This is a genomic window from Streptosporangium sp. NPDC000095 (genome assembly GCF_042899335.1).
GTDB lineage: Bacteria > Actinomycetota > Actinomycetes > Streptosporangiales > Streptosporangiaceae > Streptosporangium.
Map to the genome: position 1 here is coordinate 17,299 of NZ_JBIAZS010000006.1, position 14,254 is coordinate 31,552.

The window sequence follows — 14,254 nt, forward strand, 5'->3', positions numbered from 1 at the left end:
ACCGGGGTACGTACCGCCCCCGATCGCACGACGCGGTCGAGGAAGCCGCCGATGACGCGGTCCGGTCGCCGGGGCCGTCGGGGTCGCCGGAGTCACTGCGGACTCCGGTCACCCTGACCCCGCGCGAGCCGCACCGTGGCGCGTCCCGGCGTCACCAGGGTCCGTACGGTCCCTGGTTGCCGCCGCCTCTGCCGATCTCCCCCACGGCGGGACGCACGTCGGCGAGGTAGATGCCCGAGGCGATGACGGACGCGATCGTGAAGATGCTCAGGACGCTGAGATACTGCACCGCGGCGGCGAAGCCGAACAGCGCCGCCAGCCCGAGGATGACCAGCCACAGCTTCTTGGTCTGCTTGCCGGTGGCCGCGAACGCCCGCGCCGGGGTCTTCACCGCGTGGATGAGCGCCCAGCCCGACAGTGCGAACACTCCGACGGCCAGGATCCAGAAGACCAGGTCCAGAGCACCGTGGATTTCGATCATCGTCTCTCCAGAACGTTCGCCTCGCCGGTCTCCCTCAGCCTAATGCCGAAAGTCCCGTTCGCGCCGCCCTCGGTTCTTACCGGCCGGGGCCGGCTCGCTTCCGGCCCGCGCCGGACTCGTCCCCGCGTCCGTACCGGACCGCGCCGGTGGCTCGTTCTCGCGCCCGTCACGTCGGTCCGGCCCGTCACGTCGGTCCGGCTCGTCCCGGCGCCGGGTACGGCCCTCGGACGGCGAAGGACCCGTCCCGGCCGCGCCGGAGCGGGTCCTGGAACCGGAGCGTCGTCCGGTCGCCGCCTCACGGGGTTCATGGCGGTGGCCGCGAGCTCGTGCACGGCCCCGCCGCGTGAAGCGGTGGCGAGTCCGCGGGGGCCGGGCGGGTCCGGGGGTTTCGTGAGGTCCGCCGGACCGGCCGGCAGGTTTCGCGAAGGGCTCGCTCAGCTCTTGGTCGTGCCGGACGTCCTGGAGGTCCTGGAGGAGGTCCTCGTCGTGCCCGACGTGCTGGACTTCGTGGTGCGGGTGCCCTTCTTGGGCGTCCGGGCGGCGGCGATCGCGGGCTCGGCGGCCTCGGAGACCTCCTCCAGCTCCAGGGCGATCTCGCCGCTGGTCTTGGAGACGACCTTGCGGCCGCGGCTGGCGAACTCCTCGTACAGCTCGTTGGCCCTGCCCGCGATGTGGTCGGCGTAGTCGCGCGCCTTCACCGGGAAGTCCTTGGCGTAGACCTCGGCCTTTCCGGCGAGCTGCCTGGCCCTCCCCGGGAGGTCCTTCGCGGCCTCGCGGATCTCCTCGCGGCGGCCCTGCAGCTTGTGGATCTGCTCGGGAAGCTCAAGGAGCTTCTCGACGGCGAAGTCGCCGGCCCCGGCGACGGCGTAGAACGGCTTGGACTCGGCCAGCTTCTTGACTTCGGTGGTGATGGGCATGGGTTAACCTTCCTTGGTTTCCTTGGTGATGTGGCCGTTGCTCGGAGGGGCCGCGTAGGGCTTCAACGCGGTGAGGTATTCCTTCGGGAGCGGCACCTCGTCGTCAGACGAGGAGTCCGCGTCACCTCGCCGGGGCTCCGGTGCGAGAGGCGCTTTCTGGGAGGTCTGCGCGTCGTCGTCCGGGGCCTCGGCCTGTTGGTTCTCCTTGCGGAACGACTCGTAGATGTCGATCAGCACCTGGCGCTGGCGCTCGGTGATGAGATGGTCGGCCCTGATCGCGGTCAGCACGTCGCTGTCCGGCTCGCGCTCCTCGATGAGGCCGGCCTGGACGTAGAGCGCCTGCGACGAGATGTGCAGGCCTTTCGCGATCTGGTTCAGGATCTCGGCGCTGGGCTTGCGCAGCCCGCGCTCGATCTGGCTCAGGTAGGGGTTGGAGACCCCCGCCGCCGCGGCGAGCTGCCGAAGGGAGATCTTCGCGTGCGTGCGTTGCTCGCGGATGTACTCACCGATCGAACCGACCTTGGGTAGTGCCATGGTTCGAGTCTGCCGCACGGTGCTTGCAATTGCAAACGGGATGGCTAACACTTGCAAGCACTTTGGGGTGAGCTTGGTTAAACCTGGAGGAAACCAACCACATCACCAGGACGGCCCCCGATTTCGGCATACGGATCCGCCGCACCTTCACGGAGACCCAACACGGGACTGCGCTCGGTGAGGGGGGCTCGGTGCCGCGCGTGCGACGGTCGCCGCGTCCGCCAAGGGGCCCGGTGTGGGGTCTTCGGTGCGGAACCGGCACAAAGGCGGCGCCGACTTCGGTGCGTGGCCGGCCGCAAGAGCGGTGCCGTTAGTACGGGACCAGCCACAGGAGCGGCGCCGAGGACGTCAGGGCGACGGAGAAGGCGACGATGGCGTAGCGCACCCCGCGCGGCAGGACCGGGACCGGGTTCACCAGACGCTCGACCCTGGCCATCACGGCGGCGGCGGAGTTCGCGGCGCCCAGCGCGCCGTGCGGGGCCGGGACGGCGCCCGCCGTGCCGAAGCGCAGCAGGGCGGTCGCGAGGCGGCGCGCGGAGCAGCCACGGCGGGCGACGTCGTCGGCGGCCATCTCCACGAGCAACCCGACCTCGCCCTGCGCGTCCCTGACCACGCGCGACCAGGGCAGCGCCCTGCGCAGCGCGGCGAACGGCAGCAGCACCAGGTCGTGCCGCTCACGCACGTGCGCGGCCTCGTGGGCGAGCACCGCGCTCAGCTCGTCGGCGGAGAGCAGCTTCAGCGCCCCCTCGCTCACCACCACCTGGGAGCGCAGGCCGGGCACGCAGTAGGCGGTGGCGCCCGGGTGGTCGAGCACCCGCACGCCGGGGACCACCGGATCCTCCCGCGCGATCAGGGCGAGCAGGGTGCGATGGCGCCTGCGGGCGCGGAGCGTCTGCGTGCCCGCGGCGAGGAGGACCAGGATCAGCACGGCGAGCGCGGTCAGCCCCGCGACGAGCGCGAGGATCCTCGGCATGTCGTACGGCCTGGGAAGGCCCTGCCCGGCGCCGAACGCGGAGATCGCGAACTCGTGCAGGCCGTGCAGCACGCCCTCGCCGTAGGGTTCGAGCGCGTAACCGAGCAGGGCGCCCGTCCCGGCGAGCCCCCAGGTGACCCCGAGTGCCTGCCACAGGACGATGGCCACGTGCGGGGCACGATAGGTCCATCGAGCCCGGGTGAACCGCCAGGCGCCGACCGCGCAGACCAGGGCGAGCGTCGCCAGCGCTGCCGCGGTCATCTACTCGTCCTCCAGGTCCTCCAGGTCCGTCAGGGCCCTGCGCAGGATGTCGGCTTCGGTGCCGGTGACGGCCTGGGCGAACCGGGTGAGGGCCGCCGACCGGTCACCGGTCAGATCCAGCGCTTCCAGCATAAGCTCCGCGACGTAGGCGTCGCGGCTCTCCGCCGGTGCGTACCGCCACGCGCGCCCGTCGCGGGTGCGGAGCAGGAAGCCCTTACGGGTGAGCCGGTCGAGCACGGTCATCACAGTGGTGGGCGCCAGGTCGCGGTCGGCGATGAGACGCCCGACCTCCCGCGCCGTCACAGAGGATGGCTGTGCCCAGATGATGTCCATGATGCTGCGTTCAAGCTCGCCGAGACCCTTCACGCATCCAAGCCTAACTCCCGCACCACGAGGGGTAGTACTACGGGTTGTCGAGTGATGTGCGTCACATGCTTCTCACCCTGTGTCATCCCGTCCAGGTCGTCGCCCGGGGCGCACCTCGCGATCATCGCGGGGCGACCGCGGACCAGGGCAGGGTGATCTCGCCGAGCCGCCATCGCGACCGGCCGCCCAGCGGGGGGCGCTCGGCGAGTGGCCAGGTCCCGGCGAGCGTTCCCGCGGCGGCGATCCAGCGCTGCCGGGAGCCGTACGAGCTCAGGGGGGCGTTGACCGCCCAGGCGCGGTCGAAGTCGCGCAGGAAGGCGTGGACGGGCTCGCCGGGGACGTTGCGGTGAATGAGCGTCTTGGGCAGCCGGTCGGCCAGGTCGGAGGGGCGTTCGAAGGAGTCGAAACGGGCCGAGACGGTGAGCGTCCGCGGCCCCGAGCGGTCGAGCCCCACCCAGACCGCGCGGTGGCCCACCTCCGAGCAGGTGCCCTCGACGATCATCCCGCCCGGCGCGAGCCGTTCGGACAGCATCGCCCAGTATCCCCACGCCTGCGCCTCCCCGTACTGTCGCAGCACGTTGAACGCCCTGATCAACAGGGGTGGCCTCGCCACCGGCAGCTCGAAGCCGCCCAGCGCGAAGGACAGCCCCGGCCGCTCGTACGGTTTGGCCGCCGCCACCCGGGCCGGGTCGATCTCGACGCCGACGACCTCGACCGAGGGGCAGACCGCGCGCAGCCGCAGGAACATCTCCAGGGTCGTGGTGTGCGAGGCCCCGTACCCGAGGTCGACCACGAGAGGGCGGACGGCGGAGCGCAGCGCGCGGCCGTGCGCGGCGACGATCCAGCGGTCGGCCCGGCGCAGGCGGTTGTGCCCCGTGGTGCCCCTGGTGATCTCTCCTATCGGCTTCGGCACGGTCAGACGCGGTGGACCTTGTGCTGGGCGGCCTGGGCCCGGGGGCGGATGACGAGGCGGTCGACGTTCACGTGGGCCGGGCGGGTCACGCACCAGGCGATGGCGTCGGCCACGTCGTCGGCGGAGAGCGGGCCGGGCACGCCCTCGTAGACCTGATCGGCGGCTGCGGAGTCGCCGCGGAAGCGGTTCAGCGAGAACTCCTCGGTGTGGACCATCCCGGGGGCGACCTCGACGATCCTGAGCGGCTGTCCGACCAGCTCCAGCCTCAGCACCTCGGTCATCGAGGTCTGCGCGTGCTTGGCCGCGTTGTATCCGCCGCCGCCCTCGTAGGAGACGAACCCGGCCACCGAGGTCAGCATCAGCAGCACGCCGTCACCCGACGCGACCAGCTTGGGCAGCAGGGCCTGGGTGACGCGGAGCGTGCCGAGCACGTTGACGTCGTACATCCGCTGCCAGTCGGCCACCTTCCCGCTCGCCACGGGTTCCAGGCCGATCGCACCACCGGCGTTGTTGACCAGCACGTCGCAGCGGTCGAGCGAGGCGGCGAGCTCGTCCACCGACTCCTGCGACGTCACGTCCAGGGTGACCGGGCGGACGCCTGGCACCTCGGCGGCCAGCTCGTCGAGCCGCTCCCTGCGCCGCGCCGCGGCCACCACGTCGAAGCCCTCTGCGGCGAGCCTGCGGGCCGTCGCCTCGCCGATTCCGCTACTGGCCCCTGTCACCACAGCCGTCCTCTTCATGACCCCTCATCCTGCCAGGAGCCCTCGGGACCCATCCGCCCGGACTCGAAGAGGCTATGTGTCGGGAATGTTGCGGATTATCCGGTGGTTGAGCCCTCTCGGAGGTGGTGTCGGTGAGGCGACGGCGGGTCAACCGGGTCGCGACGATCAGCATGCACACGTCTCCCCTGGATCAACCGGGGACCGGGGACGCGGGCGGGATGAACGTCTACATCGTCGAGGTGGCGAAACGCCTGGCCGAACTCGGGGTGGAGGTGGAGATCTTCACCCGGCAGACATCCCGGGATCTGCCACCGGTCGCGGAGATCGTTCCGGGTGTCTCCGTCCGCCACGTCACCGCGGGACCGTACGAGGAGCTGGACAAGGGAGACCTGCCCGGCCAGCTCTGCGCCTTCCTGTCGGGCGTGCTGCGCACCGAGGCCATGTACGAGCCGGGCCGCTACGACGTCATCCACTCCCACTACTGGCTCTCCGGTCAGGTGGGGTGGCTGGCCAAGGAACGCTGGGGCCTGCCGCTGGTGCACACCATGCACACCATGGCAAAGGTGAAGAACCTCCTGCTCGCCGCCGACGACAGGCCGGAGCCCGCCGCCCGCGTACTGGGCGAGCAGCAGGTCGTGGACATCGCCGACCGCCTGGTGGCCAACACCCCGACCGAGGCCGAGGAACTCGTCCAGCTCTACGGCGCCGCCCCCGCCCGGGTGGAGGTCGTCAACCCCGGTGTGAGCCTCAGAGTCTTCCAGCCCGCCTCCCAGGGGGCGGCCCGCCACCGGCTCGGGCTGCCGCAGGACGCGCACGTGCTGCTGTTCGTGGGCAGGGTGCAACCGCTCAAGGCCCCGGACGTGCTGCTGCGCGCCGCGGCCAGGATGCTCATCGACGACCCTTCGCTCAGGTCCAGGCTGGTCGTCGCCTGTGTCGGCGGCCCCAGTGGCAACGGCCTGGCCAGGCCCTCCTACCTCAACGACGTGGCCGCCTCGCTGGGGATCTCCGACGTGGTGAGGATCGTTCCCCCCGCGCCCCAGCACGAGCTGGTCGACTGGTACCGCGCGTCCGACGTGACCGTCGTCCCCTCCCACAACGAGTCGTTCGGCCTGGTCGCCCTGGAGTCCCAGGCCTGTGGCACCCCGGTCGCCGCCGCGTCCGTGGGCGGGCTGCGCACCGCCGTACGCGACGGCGTGTCCGGGGTGCTCGTGGAGGGGCACGACCCCCACGACTGGGCGCGGGTGCTCGCCAGGTTCGTCTACGAGCCCGCCTGGCGGGAGACGCTGTCGGCGGGCTCGGTGGCCCACGCGGCGGCCTTCGGCTGGTCGGCCACCGCGGCCCGGCTGGCGGACGTCTACGCCGGGGCGATGGCGAACCTGCACCGGCTCCCGGTCGCGGTCAACTCGTGAGGACCACTCGCGAGGCCGGTGACGCAACCTCCGGATCCCGCTCGCGAGGGTGGTGACGCAACCTCCGGACTCCGCTCGCGAGGGTGGCACGCGATCTCCGGACCTCGCTCGCGAGTCCGGTGACGCGGCCTCCGGGGCCTGCTGCTCGGCCCGAACCCCGGCACCTCGTCCGGGGGGTGCTCGTGAGGCGGGGACGGCCCGTGCGTGAGGGCCGCTCGTAAGCTGGGCCCATGCGCGAAGTGATCGAGGCGGCGCTGAAGAGCGCGGACGCCTCCTACGAGCAGCCCAGGCCGGGGGCCTTCCTGGTGAGGCTCCCCGGCCAGCACAAGCTCGCCACCATGACCTGGTTGATCGTCGGTGACCAGGCCCTGCATGTGGAGGCGTTCTTCTGCCGTCAACCCGACGAGAACCACGCCGAGTTCTACCGCTGGCTCCTCACCAAGAACGGTTCCATGTACGGGGTGCACTTCGCCCTCGACCCGATCGGCGACGTCTACCTCGTGGGCCGTGTCCCGCTGGCCGCGGTCACCGACGAGGAGGTCGACCGCCTCCTCGGGTGCGTGCTCACCTACTCGGACGAGGGTTTCGACCGCGCGCTCGAACTGGGCTTCGCCTCCTCGATCCGGCGCGAGTGGGAGTGGCGCGCCAAGCGCGGCGAGTCGCTCGCCAACCTCCAGGCCTTCGCCCGCTTCGCCGACCCCGAACGCTGAGGGCACCGTCCCGAGAACGGGTCGCCCGGTACGTCGGGCGGTCCCGGGGCGGGCGGAGTACCCGGAAACGTCCAGCAGGCGCCCACTAAGCTTGTCGGCATGTCGACTTTGGTGCTGCTTCGGCACGGTGAGAGTGAGTGGAACGCGAAGGGTCTGTTCACCGGATGGGTGGACGCGGGGCTCTCGGCCAAGGGCGAGGAGGAGGCGCGGCGCGGCGGGCAGCTGCTGCTCGACGCGGGGGTGCGACCCGACGTGGTGCACACCTCCCTGATGAGCAGGGCGATCCAGACGGCGAACCTCGCGCTGGGCGCCGCGGACCTGCTCTGGCTGCCGGTCTCCCGGTCCTGGCGGCTCAACGAGCGCCACTACGGCGCCCTGCAGGGCAAGGACAAGGCGCAGACGCGGGCCGAGTTCGGTGACGAGCAGTTCATGCTCTGGCGCCGCTCCTACGACGTCCCGCCGCCCCCGATCGCCGACGACGACGAGTTCTCCCAGGTCGGTGACGCCCGCTACGCGCTCCTGCCGAGCGAGCTGATGCCGAGGACCGAGTGCCTCAAGGACGTCGTCGAGCGCATGCTGCCGTACTGGTACGACCAGATCCTGCCCGACCTCGCACAGGGGAGGAGCGTGCTGGTCGTCGCGCACGGCAACTCGCTCCGCGCGCTGGTCAAGCACCTGGACGGGATAGGCGACGACGAGATCGCCGGGCTCAACATCCCCACCGGCATCCCGCTCAGGTACGAGCTGGACGCCGACTTCCACCCGGTCACCAAGGGCGGACAGTATCTCGACCCCGCCGCGGCCGAGGCCGCCATCGAGGCTGTGGCCAACCAGGGCAAATAGCCCTGACGTTCCGAAAAGTAGATAAAAGACCAAAAAAGCGCAAAAAGAGGGAGGGCCCGCCGGATCCGGCGGGCCCTCCCTCTCTCCCTTTTCCATGAAGACGTTCGTGAAGGCCGGCGGGGATCGGCCGACGGGGGACTCAGAGCACGGAGGTGTCCTGGGGACGGGAGCCCGTCACCAGATAGACCACGTCGTGCGCGACACGGACCGCGTGGTCGGCGTAGCGTTCGTAGTAGCGGCCGATCAGTGTCACGTCGATGGCCGGCTCGACGCCGTACTTCCAGTCGGGGGCCATCAGGATCTTGAACAGTCTCCGGTGCAGTTTGTCCATGGCGTCGTCGTCGGACTCCAGTTCCAGGGCCGACTCCACGTCGCGCGAGGCGATGCAGCTGCCGGTCTTGGTGACGAGGCGCTCGGCGATCTGGCCCATCTCCAGGATGGTGGAGCGGATCTCGGGCGGGATCGCGGAGTCGGGGTAGCGCAGCCTGGCGATCTTGGCCACATGCTCGGCGAGGTCGCCCATCCGCTCCAGGTCGGTGCCCATCCGCAGCGCCGCGATGATCATTCTGAGGTCCACGGCCACGGGCTGCTGCCGCGCCATCAGGTCGAAGATCGTGGTCTCGACCTCCGCGAAGACCCGGTTGACCTCCTCGTCCTGGGAGATGACGCTCTCGGCGAGCTGGAGGTCGGCGTCCAGGAGGGCGGTGGTGGCCCGCGATATCGCCGACCTGACGAGGCGGGTCATCTCGACCAGCCGTCCGGTGAGGGCGTCGAGGTCTTCGTGGTAGGCGTCGCGCATGCCACTCACGGTAGGGCGGTAACGGTGAACGAACCTCGACCGTAAAGTGAACTTTATGGGAAAGCCCGTGGTCATGCCCCTTTAGCCGTCCCCAACGGGAAAACCCCGACCTACCATCGAGGACGTGAAGCCTACGGGAGGACCACGTGAGTGAGCTGATGGCGAGCCTGGCCGCACTGGCCGGTTTCGTCGTGGGAGCGCTGGCCGTGATGGTCGTCCGCCAGAACCACGGACAGCGGAGAGCGATGACACCGGTTTACGGCGTCGAGCCCGGCGCGTTGCCCCAGGGGGTCGCCTCGGTGCTGGCCGTGCTGCCGTCCTCGGCGGTCGTGCTCGACAAGGAGGACCGCGTGCTGCGCGCCAGCTCGGCGGCCCGCGCGTTCGGCCTGGTCAAAGGAGATCACCTCATGGCGGCCGAGTTGCTCGCGCTCGCCAGGAAGGTGCGCAGGGACGGCGAGATCCGCGAGAGCGAGATCGAGGTGGCCGGCCACAAGTTCGGCCAGGAGTCGACCAGCTTCGCGGTGCGGGTCGCCCCGCTCGGCTCTCACGGCCAGGTGCTCGTCCTCGCCGAGGACCAGACCGAGCACCGCCGCGTCGAGGCGGTCCGCCGCGACTTCGTGGCCAACGTGAGCCACGAGCTCAAGACGCCGGTGGGTGCGCTCTCGCTGCTGGCCGAGACCATCCAGGACGCCGCCGACGACCCCGAGGCCGTCACCCGCTTCGCGGGGCGCATGCAACACGAGGCGGCCCGGCTCACCTACCTGGTCCAGGACCTCATCACCCTCTCCCGCATCCAGGGCGCCGAGCCCATCCCCACCCCCGGCCCGGTCCTGATCGACGAGGCGGTCCACGAGGCCATCGACCGCTGCAACACCACCGCGGCCGCCAAGGACATCACCCTCGTCGCCGGCGGGGTCGAGGGCCTGCGGATATGGGGCGACGACGAGCTTCTCGTCACCGCCCTGCGCAACCTCATCGACAACGCGGTCGCCTACAGCCCCGAGCACACCCGGGTCGTGGTCAGCGCCCGCGCGGCGGGCCCCAACACCGAATCCGTCGAGATCAGCGTGAGCGACCAGGGGATCGGCATCCCCGAGAGCGCCCAGGAGCGGATCTTCGAACGGTTCTTCCGCGTCGACGCGGCACGCTCGCGGGCGACCGGTGGCACGGGCCTGGGCCTGGCCATCGTCAAGCACGTGGCCGCCTCCCACAACGGGGCGGTCACGGTGTGGAGCAAGGAAGGTTCCGGTTCCACATTCACCCTCCGCCTGCCCGCCTTCGGCGGCATGGCGGTTACGGAACCAGCTACGACCACGATCCCCCTGGAGGCCGCGCAGTGACCCGCGTGCTCGTTGTCGAGGACGAGGAATCGTTCTCCGACGCCCTGTCGTACATGCTGCGCAAGGAAGGCTTCGAGGTGGCCGTGGCCGCCACCGGGCCGGAAGCGCTGGAGACCTTCGACCGCAACGGCGCCGACCTGGTGCTGCTCGACCTGATGCTTCCCGGCCTGCCCGGCACCGAGGTCTGCCGCTCGCTCCGCCAGCGCTCCAACGTGCCCGTCATCATGCTCACCGCGAAGGACAGCGAGATCGACAAGGTCGTCGGGCTGGAGCTCGGAGCCGACGACTACGTCACCAAGCCCTTCTCCTCCAGAGAACTGGTGGCCCGTATCCGCGCGGTGCTGCGCCGCCAGGGCGACGTGGAGGAGCTGGAGTCGGCGGTGCTGGCCGCCGGTCCGGTCAGGATGGACGTCGATCGCCACATCGTCGCCGTACGCGGTGAGGCGGTGCAGCTGCCGCTGAAGGAGTTCGAGCTGCTGGAGGTGCTGCTGCGCAACGCCGGGCGGGTGCTCACCCGGGGCCAGCTCATCGACCGGGTCTGGGGCGCCGACTACGTGGGCGACACCAAGACCCTGGACGTGCACGTCAAGCGGCTGCGGGCCAAGGTCGAGTCCGATCCGTCCAACCCGCGCTGCATTCTCACCGTCCGGGGTCTGGGGTACAAGTTCGACCCCGCCGAGATCTGAGCCTCCCCACGGCCTCGGGGGCGCCGTTCGCCTCCGCGAAGGCGACGACCTCCGTGACGCCCGCCTCGGGATGATCGCTCGCCTCCGGACGATCCGAGGGGCCGTACGGCGTGCCCGCGCCGTACGGCCCCTCGGCGTGTCCGGAGGCCCTCACCGGGACGGCGATCAGTGGCCGGAGGAGTGCTCCTCGCCGGTGGCGGTGGCCGAGGGGGTGGCCGACGGCGTGGGCGCCGCGGAGGCGCCGGGAGCCTGCGGGTAGGCGGTGAACTCGCGGCTGCGGGTGATCACCGGGATCGTGAGCTGCACGATCCCGGCGTTGGCGAACTGCAGCTGCACCTTGACGCCCTCGCCGCCCCTGAGCGGCTTCTTCAGCCCCTCGATCAGGATGGTGGGGGTCGGCTTGCCGACGCTCACCCGCTGGTTGTGAGGGAGCGGCACGGGCGCGCTCACCTTCGCCGTACCGAGGGCGGGGTCGACGCCGAGACCGACGAGCTGGTCGGAGCCCGCGTTGGTGTTGATCAACGACAGGTAGAGCGGGGTGGCCGCACCCTCCGGCAGCGTCGCGCCCGAGTCGGGCCCCAGGAAGAAGGCCTGGGAGATGTCGATGCCGTTCGCCTTGACCGTGAGGGCCTCGGTCGGCGCGTAGGGCTTGTTGGTGATCGCGTCGGATCCGGCACCGCAGCCGGCCAGTGCCGAAGCGGCTGCGAGGAACGCCGCGGCGACGATCGCCCGGTGGCGGATGTTGCGGGTCACGGTGCGAGTTCTCCTTGTCACGCGTGAGATAGGGCAAGGGCAACCCTATCGGCGACGTTTACCGGGTTTCCCGCCGACCCGCCTCATCATCCGAAGACGGGGAACGCAGGTCATAAGCGCTTTTTGCCCCTCTGATTCATACACTTGGCCACTTGTCAAGTCATAAGATGCGGCTTTGACCTGCAGTTATGGTGATTTCACTGTTCCGGGAGGCTGTGGATACGTGGTACTCTTGAGTACAGCGGAAGGGGTACTTGTCACATGACTTTCCAGGTCGGCGACACTGTCGTCTACCCCCACCACGGGGCTGCTCGGATCGAGGCGATCACGACCCGAACCATCAAGGGTGAGGAAAGGACCTACCTGGTTCTTAAGGTCGACAAGGGCGACCTTACCGTCCAGGTGCCGGCAGACAACGCAGAGCTCGTGGGTGTTCGCGATGTCGTCGGACAAGAGGGCCTTGAGCGCGTTTTCGACGTGCTTCGAATGCCTCACACCGAAGAGCCCACCAACTGGTCCCGACGCTACAAGGCGAACCTTGAGAAGCTGGCGTCCGGTGACGTCAACAAGGTTGCCGAGGTCGTTCGCGACCTGTGGCGGCGAGACAGGGAGCGCGGACTCTCTGCGGGAGAGAAGAGAATGCTGGCGAAGGCCAGGCAGATCCTCGTCAGCGAGCTCGCGCTCGCGGAGAAGACCAACGAGGACAAGGCCGAGGCCCTGCTGGACGAGGTTCTCAACTCCTGAACAAGACATTTCCACGGGTGGGCGTCGGGGTCGACGTCCACCCGTTCGCTTCCGGTCGCGAGCTTCACCTCGCGGGCCTGCACTGGCCGGGTGAGACCGGCCTGGCCGGCCACTCCGACGGTGACGCCGCGGCCCACGCCGCCTGTGACGCGCTGCTCTCCGCGGCGGGTCTCGGTGACCTCGGCGGTCTGTTCGGCACGTCCGACCCCCGGTGGTCCGGTGCCTCGGGCGCGGCCCTGCTGGAGGAGACCGCCCGCAAGGTGCGCGCCGCGGGCTTCGAGATCGGCAACGTGGCCGTCCAGGTGATCGGTAACCGTCCCAAGCTCGCTCCCCGGCGTGTCGAGGCCGAGAAGGCCCTCAGTGCCGCCGTGGGGGCTCCCGTGAGTGTCAGCGCCACCACGACCGACGGGCTGGGCCTCACCGGGCGAGGTGAAGGGGTGGCCGCCGTCGCGACCGCGATCGTGGTGAACCTGTAGCGGGTGCCGGACGTCTCCTATACGGAACGCGGAAAACGTTCCGGCGAGCGGCGCGGAATGCTCGTCGATCCATATCGAGGCGGTGGCCCGTTTCCTGGCGCGGTACGGGCCACCCCTTTTTTCAGCGTGATCGCTTCTTTAGCGTGATCAGTGAATGCTCTGGGTAACCCCTTGGTGACCGTGTCTCGTAACAGGGGGAGCCAGACATGATCGTCTCGATTGTCTCCGCAATCATCATCGGCGCCATCATCGGCGCCCTGGCGCGACTCATTCTTCCCGGACGCCAGAACATCAGCATCGGCCTGACGCTCATCGTCGGCATCGTGGCCGCGCTTATCGGCACCGCCATCGCCGGGGCGCTCGGTCTGATCCACACGCGCGGGATCAACTGGTGGGAGCACATCATCCAGCTGGCGCTCGCGGTGCTGGGGGTGCTCCTCGTCGTCCAGATGCAGGCGAGAAAGACGCACTGACGGATTTTTTGCCGCCGACAGGCATATCCGTGACCCAGGGGGTAGCCACCTCCCCATGAGAGTGAAGGTCTCACCCTCACTGGGAGGTTGAAATGACTATCGCATCCATTCTCGGGGCAATCGTTATCGGCGCGATCATCGGAGCCCTCGGCCGCCTCCTGCTTCCCGGTAGGCAGGCGATCGGAGTGGTCCTGACCGTTGTCGTCGGCATCATCGCCGCGCTCATCGGCACCGCCATCGCCCAGGGTCTCGGCGTCGCCACCACGAGCGGTATCGACTGGATCGAGCTCGTCATGCAGGTGGGTCTGGCTGTCGTCGGTGTCGGTCTGGTCGCCGGTCTCAAGCGTTCCAGGGTTTAGGCGAACACCCGGGTGAAGATCCCGGTGACCTCGCCGAGGCTCGACTGGACCCCTCCGGTCCGGAGGTGCTCACGGTGCCGACGATGTCACCGTGCTCCAGGAGAAGACCCGCTCGGCTCCGTCTGGCATGCCGAGCGGGTCTCGGCCGTTTCCGGCAGGTTCGGGGCAACGCGCCGGACCGGCTTCCGGCCGATCCCGGACACGGCCCGGAGGGGAGCAAAGCGCCGGTCCGCAGCGGGGCGCCGCTCACACATGTGTGAGCGAATAGCTGCGGGCCGGTCCAACACCGGATGGCGAACGGCGGTCCTGGCCGAAGGCCGCGCCGTTCGTTCCGTCCGAAGGGTGAGTTCAGGCCTCGCGGCCCGGCCGCGAGGCCTGAACGGACACCGTCCGAAGACGTGGTTCTCGAACGCCTGGGTCTCCAGCGCGTACGGCGGGGCCAAGACGACGCCGACCACGTAGCCGAGCTCGGCGATCTCCGCGGGGGAGATCCGG

At 69.8% G+C, this 14,254-nt stretch carries 18 protein-coding genes; 9 read left to right on the forward strand and 9 right to left on the reverse strand.

Annotated elements, in window-relative coordinates; all coding sequences use genetic code 11:
* Positions 1 to 151: 151 nt before the first annotated feature.
* From ACFY3V_RS15310 to ACFY3V_RS15340, 7 genes are all read right to left on the reverse strand, one after another.
* Positions 152 to 481 (reverse strand): DUF2516 family protein, encoded by a 330-nt coding sequence (locus ACFY3V_RS15310; RefSeq protein ID WP_350943142.1) that lies wholly within the window; start codon positions 479 to 481, stop codon positions 152 to 154.
* 434 nt (positions 482 to 915) lie between these two features.
* Complete coding sequence (locus tag ACFY3V_RS15315; protein WP_362895871.1) at positions 916 to 1,398, reverse strand: hypothetical protein; 483 nt, start codon at positions 1,396 to 1,398, stop codon at positions 916 to 918.
* 3 nt (positions 1,399 to 1,401) lie between these two features.
* The gene (locus tag ACFY3V_RS15320; RefSeq protein ID WP_350943146.1) at positions 1,402 to 1,932 is read right to left on the reverse strand and encodes a helix-turn-helix domain-containing protein; all 531 of its coding nucleotides are present in this window, start codon (positions 1,930 to 1,932) and stop codon (positions 1,402 to 1,404) included.
* A gap of 310 nt (positions 1,933 to 2,242) precedes the next feature.
* Complete coding sequence (locus tag ACFY3V_RS15325; RefSeq protein WP_350943148.1) at positions 2,243 to 3,166, reverse strand: M56 family metallopeptidase; 924 nt, start codon at positions 3,164 to 3,166, stop codon at positions 2,243 to 2,245.
* A complete protein-coding gene (locus ACFY3V_RS15330; protein ID WP_350943150.1) occupies positions 3,167 to 3,532 on the reverse strand; it encodes a BlaI/MecI/CopY family transcriptional regulator in 366 nt (121 codons plus the stop codon).
* Between the two features lie 121 nt (positions 3,533 to 3,653).
* Positions 3,654 to 4,445: a class I SAM-dependent methyltransferase gene (locus ACFY3V_RS15335; protein WP_362895874.1), complete on the reverse strand. Its 792-nt coding sequence runs from the start codon at positions 4,443 to 4,445 to the stop codon at positions 3,654 to 3,656.
* 2 nt (positions 4,446 to 4,447) lie between these two features.
* Positions 4,448 to 5,185, reverse strand: coding sequence for an SDR family oxidoreductase (locus ACFY3V_RS15340; RefSeq protein WP_350943152.1), 738 nt, complete (start codon positions 5,183 to 5,185; stop codon positions 4,448 to 4,450).
* A gap of 107 nt (positions 5,186 to 5,292) precedes the next feature.
* On the opposite strand from ACFY3V_RS15340, the gene mshA reads away from it, so the two are divergent.
* The 3 genes from mshA to ACFY3V_RS15355 all read left to right on the forward strand — a co-directional run bounded on the left by mshA (position 5,293) and on the right by ACFY3V_RS15355 (position 8,129).
* A complete protein-coding gene (gene mshA / locus ACFY3V_RS15345; RefSeq protein ID WP_350943154.1) occupies positions 5,293 to 6,576 on the forward strand; it encodes a D-inositol-3-phosphate glycosyltransferase in 1,284 nt (427 codons plus the stop codon).
* Between the two features lie 230 nt (positions 6,577 to 6,806).
* Complete coding sequence (locus ACFY3V_RS15350; protein ID WP_350943155.1) at positions 6,807 to 7,286, forward strand: YbjN domain-containing protein; 480 nt, start codon at positions 6,807 to 6,809, stop codon at positions 7,284 to 7,286.
* A 99-nt stretch (positions 7,287 to 7,385) separates the two neighbouring features.
* Entirely contained in the window at positions 7,386 to 8,129 is a 744-nt protein-coding gene (locus ACFY3V_RS15355; RefSeq protein WP_389773717.1) for a phosphoglyceromutase, read from the forward strand.
* A 139-nt stretch (positions 8,130 to 8,268) separates the two neighbouring features.
* On the opposite strand, the gene phoU is transcribed toward ACFY3V_RS15355, so the two are convergent.
* Complete coding sequence (gene phoU / locus ACFY3V_RS15360) at positions 8,269 to 8,928, reverse strand: phosphate signaling complex protein PhoU (protein ID WP_350943157.1); 660 nt, start codon at positions 8,926 to 8,928, stop codon at positions 8,269 to 8,271.
* Between the two features lie 155 nt (positions 8,929 to 9,083).
* Between phoU and ACFY3V_RS15365 the strand changes: the two genes are divergently transcribed.
* Together ACFY3V_RS15365 and ACFY3V_RS15370 are read left to right on the forward strand one after the other, a co-directional pair.
* Complete coding sequence (locus ACFY3V_RS15365; protein ID WP_386208610.1) at positions 9,084 to 10,268, forward strand: sensor histidine kinase; 1,185 nt, start codon at positions 9,084 to 9,086, stop codon at positions 10,266 to 10,268.
* Positions 10,265 to 10,954, forward strand: coding sequence for a response regulator transcription factor (locus tag ACFY3V_RS15370; RefSeq protein ID WP_329089757.1), 690 nt, complete (start codon positions 10,265 to 10,267; stop codon positions 10,952 to 10,954). The genes ACFY3V_RS15365 and ACFY3V_RS15370 overlap by 4 nt, the downstream gene beginning before the upstream one ends.
* 165 nt (positions 10,955 to 11,119) lie before the next feature.
* Here ACFY3V_RS15370 and ACFY3V_RS15375 read toward each other — a convergent pair whose 3' ends face one another.
* Positions 11,120 to 11,707, reverse strand: a complete 588-nt coding sequence (locus tag ACFY3V_RS15375) for a copper chaperone PCu(A)C (protein WP_389773721.1) — start codon at positions 11,705 to 11,707, stop codon at positions 11,120 to 11,122.
* A gap of 261 nt (positions 11,708 to 11,968) precedes the next feature.
* Here ACFY3V_RS15375 and ACFY3V_RS15380 point away from each other — a divergent pair, with 261 nt between their 5' ends.
* The 4 genes from ACFY3V_RS15380 to ACFY3V_RS15395 all read left to right on the forward strand — a co-directional run bounded on the left by ACFY3V_RS15380 (position 11,969) and on the right by ACFY3V_RS15395 (position 13,759).
* Positions 11,969 to 12,451 carry a CarD family transcriptional regulator gene (locus tag ACFY3V_RS15380; protein ID WP_030924410.1) on the forward strand — a complete coding sequence of 161 codons (483 nt, stop codon included), beginning with the start codon at positions 11,969 to 11,971 and terminating at the stop codon, positions 12,449 to 12,451.
* A gap of 17 nt (positions 12,452 to 12,468) precedes the next feature.
* The gene (gene ispF / locus ACFY3V_RS15385) at positions 12,469 to 12,927 is read left to right on the forward strand and encodes a 2-C-methyl-D-erythritol 2,4-cyclodiphosphate synthase (RefSeq protein WP_350943159.1); all 459 of its coding nucleotides are present in this window, start codon (positions 12,469 to 12,471) and stop codon (positions 12,925 to 12,927) included.
* 206 nt (positions 12,928 to 13,133) lie between these two features.
* Positions 13,134 to 13,400, forward strand: a complete 267-nt coding sequence (locus tag ACFY3V_RS15390) for a GlsB/YeaQ/YmgE family stress response membrane protein (RefSeq protein ID WP_350943160.1) — start codon at positions 13,134 to 13,136, stop codon at positions 13,398 to 13,400.
* Positions 13,401 to 13,492: 92 nt separating this feature from the next.
* Positions 13,493 to 13,759 (forward strand): GlsB/YeaQ/YmgE family stress response membrane protein, encoded by a 267-nt coding sequence (locus tag ACFY3V_RS15395; protein ID WP_350943162.1) that lies wholly within the window; start codon positions 13,493 to 13,495, stop codon positions 13,757 to 13,759.
* The last annotated feature ends 495 nt before the right edge of the window (positions 13,760 to 14,254 follow it).

What these genes read in the sequence shown, in the direction of transcription:
- ACFY3V_RS15325 (WP_350943148.1), bottom strand. Translation starts at nt 3,166, where the DNA reads ATGACCGCGGCAGCGCTGGCGACGCTCGCCCTGGTCTGCGCGGTCGGC.
- ACFY3V_RS15355 (WP_389773717.1), top strand. Translation starts at nt 7,386, where the DNA reads ATGTCGACTTTGGTGCTGCTTCGGCACGGTGAGAGTGAGTGGAACGCG.
- ACFY3V_RS15390 (WP_350943160.1), top strand. Translation starts at nt 13,134, where the DNA reads ATGATCGTCTCGATTGTCTCCGCAATCATCATCGGCGCCATCATCGGC.
- ACFY3V_RS15315 (WP_362895871.1), bottom strand. Translation starts at nt 1,398, where the DNA reads ATGCCCATCACCACCGAAGTCAAGAAGCTGGCCGAGTCCAAGCCGTTC.
- ACFY3V_RS15320 (WP_350943146.1), bottom strand. Translation starts at nt 1,932, where the DNA reads ATGGCACTACCCAAGGTCGGTTCGATCGGTGAGTACATCCGCGAGCAA.
- ACFY3V_RS15380 (WP_030924410.1), top strand. Translation starts at nt 11,969, where the DNA reads ATGACTTTCCAGGTCGGCGACACTGTCGTCTACCCCCACCACGGGGCT.
- ACFY3V_RS15310 (WP_350943142.1), bottom strand. Translation starts at nt 481, where the DNA reads ATGATCGAAATCCACGGTGCTCTGGACCTGGTCTTCTGGATCCTGGCC.
- ACFY3V_RS15350 (WP_350943155.1), top strand. Translation starts at nt 6,807, where the DNA reads ATGCGCGAAGTGATCGAGGCGGCGCTGAAGAGCGCGGACGCCTCCTAC.
- ACFY3V_RS15395 (WP_350943162.1), top strand. Translation starts at nt 13,493, where the DNA reads ATGACTATCGCATCCATTCTCGGGGCAATCGTTATCGGCGCGATCATC.
- phoU (WP_350943157.1), bottom strand. Translation starts at nt 8,928, where the DNA reads ATGCGCGACGCCTACCACGAAGACCTCGACGCCCTCACCGGACGGCTG.
- ACFY3V_RS15340 (WP_350943152.1), bottom strand. Translation starts at nt 5,185, where the DNA reads ATGAAGAGGACGGCTGTGGTGACAGGGGCCAGTAGCGGAATCGGCGAG.